At 67.8% G+C, this 3042-nt stretch carries 3 protein-coding genes; 1 reads left to right on the top strand and 2 read right to left on the bottom strand.

Annotated elements, in window-relative coordinates; all coding sequences use genetic code 11:
* Nucleotides 1–379: 379 nt before the first annotated feature.
* Together istB and istA are read right to left on the bottom strand one after the other, a co-directional pair.
* Nucleotides 380–1192, bottom strand: coding sequence for an IS21-like element helper ATPase IstB (gene istB / locus AB0I54_RS47995; protein WP_363302730.1), 813 nt, complete (start codon nucleotides 1190–1192; stop codon nucleotides 380–382).
* The gene (gene istA, locus AB0I54_RS48000; RefSeq protein WP_363302731.1) at nucleotides 1189–2823 is read right to left on the bottom strand and encodes an IS21 family transposase; all 1635 of its coding nucleotides are present in this window, start codon (nucleotides 2821–2823) and stop codon (nucleotides 1189–1191) included. The genes istB and istA overlap by 4 nt, the downstream gene beginning before the upstream one ends.
* Nucleotides 2824–2837: 14 nt before the next feature.
* Between istA and AB0I54_RS48005 the strand changes: the two genes are divergently transcribed.
* Nucleotides 2838–3042, top strand: a 205-nt coding sequence (locus tag AB0I54_RS48005; RefSeq protein ID WP_363302732.1) for a hypothetical protein, incomplete at its 3' end; no start/stop codon positions are given.

Raw genomic sequence — 3042 nt, forward strand, 5'->3', positions numbered from 1 at the left:
TGTCTGTAAGCACTTCTTTGGGCTCCAGTGCACGGAGTTGTTTTGGCTCCGCTGCAGGGGTGGAGGGGGCGTGTGTTGGTGTGATTCACGCCCCTGTAGCAAGGTGATTTGGCCCCACTTCGATCGGGTGGTTCCACTGGCCCGAGTAGGGGGTGTTGACGGTAGTTTTGGAGCCTCGGTGGACCTCCGTCAGCGCATCCCCGACAGGTGCGTGGAGGGTTGCCGACCCGGCTCGGCTCAAGCTGCGGACCTCCCGGTGACCGCGGCGGCTGGACGAGAACGGGCGATGGTGCGGCCGGCACTGGGACTTGACGGCTGGGCCCGAAACGGCTGCGGCCGGCCTCCCGCAAGGGAGGCCGGCCGCGGTTGTCCGTGCAGGTCAGCGGCGGCGTTTCCGCTGGCTCTGCGCGAACCGGTAGGACTGGGTGCCGGTCTCGACGATGTGCGCATTGAACGTGACCCGGTCGACGATCGCCGTGCAGAGCCGGGGGTCGGTGAAGGTCTGCTTCCACTCCGAGAACGGGGCGTTCGAGGCGATCGCGATGGCCCGCCGTTCTTCCCGCTCGGTGAAGATCTGGAACAGCAGCTTGGCGCCGGCCTTGTCCAGGTCGAGATAGCCGAATTCGTCAAGACAGAGCAGGTCAACACGGCCGTAGCGGGCGATGGTGCGGGTCAGCTTCTTCTCGTCGGCGGCTTCGGCGAGTTCGTTGACCAGGTTGACCGTGGTCGTGTAGCGGACCTTGAGCCCTGCCTCGGCCATGGCCGTGCCGATCCCGATCAGCAGATGCGACTTGCCGGTCCCGGAGTCGCCGATCAGGCAGAGCGGCTGTCCGGCCTTGACCCAGGCCGGGTCGGAGAGGGTGCCGACGAGTTCCGGCGTGACGTTGGGGTTCTCCGCGAAGTCGAAGTCCTCCAGCCGCTTGGGCCGGGGGAAGTTGGCGTCTCTGACCAGCCGCTGCTTGCGCCGTTCCTCGCGTTCGGCGCACTCGGCTTCGAGCAGGTCGGCGAGGAAGTCCTTGTAGCTGGACCGCTGCCGCATCGCCTCGGCTGCCATGTCCTGGACCCTGCTGCGGATCGTGGGCAGGTGCAGGGCCCGGCAGGCTTCGTCGATGGCCGTGTCCACGGCCTCCTCCGGCCCCATGTCGCGGCGGGGCGGAGGAACCTGTGCGGCCGTGGTGCCAGTCGTGCTCATGCGGTGCCTTTCGGTTGACGTGTCAGGAGCTGGTCGTAGTGGGCGACGGTCGGCAGCGGCCGTTTGTCCTCGGGCAGCTGGGCCCGGCGGGCGCTCAGCGAGACAACCCCGCTGGGTTCGGCCCAGGGCGGCGGTTCGTTCTCGTCGTCCAGGTCCTCGGGAGGTGGCGGGGTCAGCGCGGCGGCCCTGCGTGCCTCGACAGCCACCACGTCGGCGGTGACGGCGCCCGCCCGGATCGCGGCGGCCATGCCCTGCCCGATGGCGGTCGCGGGCATCCGGCGGTGCAGCAGCAGGACCTCGATCAGTGCCCGGGTCCCGGCCGCGTCGCCGTGGGCGGCCCGGGCTGCGGCCCAGAAGGCTTCGTGGACCTCGGTGAACGAACCGTTCTGTCGGGCCGCGACCAGCGCCGTCGATCCGGCCATCGCGCCGGGCTTGACCAGCAGGATCTCCAGGTAGTGGTCGAGCTCGTCGCGGAAGTCGCCCCGGCGTGTCAGCCGCGGGTGCCGGGCGGCGATCTCCCGCCGTTCGAAGACGAGGAGTTCGTTGCCCCGCAGCAGCACCCGCACGTTCTGGCCGATGAAGCGGGCCGGCACCGAGTAGTGACACTGTCGGACGGTGATCCGGCTGCTGCGGTCGACCTTCGGCGTCAGCGTGATGCCGCACTCGAACTCCTCGAATGGCAGCGGTGCCAGCTGGTCGGCCTCGGTGTAGAAGTTGAAGCCGACCGTGGTCAGCCTGCCCGCGAGGATCCTTTCGTCCTCTGCCGCGTCGATCTCGGCGATCTTCGCGTTCAGTTCTTCCAGCGTGGCGACCTCGGGGACAGGGACCAGGTGGGTGCGGCGGAAGCGGCCGCCCTCGTGCTCGACCCCGCCCTTCTCATGGGCACCGTCCTCGCCTGGGATGCAGTAGAAGGCGTCGAAGCCGTAGTGGGCCCGGAAGGACACCCACCGCTCGGACTCGATGCGGCTGCGGCCGGTGCAGATGCGGTTCACCGCCGGCTTGAGGTTGTCGTATCGGATGTGCTTGGTCGGCACTCCGCCCAGGACGTTGAACGCCTCGACGTGTCCTTCCATGAAGGATTCCTGGGCTTGTGACGCATAGACGCGGTGGACGGCCTTGCCGGAGTACGACATCCGCAGCGTGAACAGGTGGCACTTGACGACCTCGCCCGCCAGGCGGACCCAGACGTCGGCGAAGTCGACCTCGGCTTCCTCGCCGGGCAGGTGGACCTGCGGGACCATGCCCGTCAGATGCCGGCGGCCCTCCATCACCTCGGCCTCGATCTGCGGGCGCCTGGCCAGCACGTAGTCGCAGACCGTGGAGTAGGACACCAGGTCGAAGCCGTAGTCCTGGGCGAGACGTTGGTAGATCCGGCGGGCGGTGTGCTTCTGCTTGCGTGGCGCATTCGCGTCTTCCCGCAGCATGTCATCGATCCACGGCTTGGCCGGATCGAGAACCGTGGCCCGTGGCACCGGCTTCTTCCTCGGCGGCGGAACCGCAGACAGCAGAGCCTGCCTCACCGTCCGACGGTGCACCCCGTACTTCTCCGCCAAGGTCCGCTGCGACAGTTCCGGATCAAGACGCTTATCCCTCCGGATCGCAGCGAACAATTCCGCCCGCGACAAACCCATCCCGGCCTCCCGACATGACCGTGATCAAGCAACACGGCCTCCGACATGACCGTGATCGACGCACAAACCCTGCCGTCGCCGGGCGGACGGACCAGTGCATTCACTCCAAAGAGGGCACGTCGCGGGAGGCCACCTCACCGGAGTGGAGCCAGATCAACTCCGTACACCCGGAGCCACTTTTCATCCGTGCACTGGAGCCCAATCACGTGCTTACAAACA

It is taken from the genome of Streptomyces sp. NPDC050625 (genome assembly GCF_040654755.1).
In the GTDB taxonomy this organism is placed as follows: Bacteria; Actinomycetota; Actinomycetes; order Streptomycetales; family Streptomycetaceae; genus Streptomyces.

Excerpts from the sequence above, each read along its gene's own strand:
- istB (WP_363302730.1), bottom strand. The coding sequence starts at position 1,192 with ATGAGCACGACTGGCACCACGGCCGCACAGGTTCCTCCGCCCCGCCGC.
- istA (WP_363302731.1), bottom strand. The coding sequence starts at position 2,823 with ATGGGTTTGTCGCGGGCGGAATTGTTCGCTGCGATCCGGAGGGATAAG.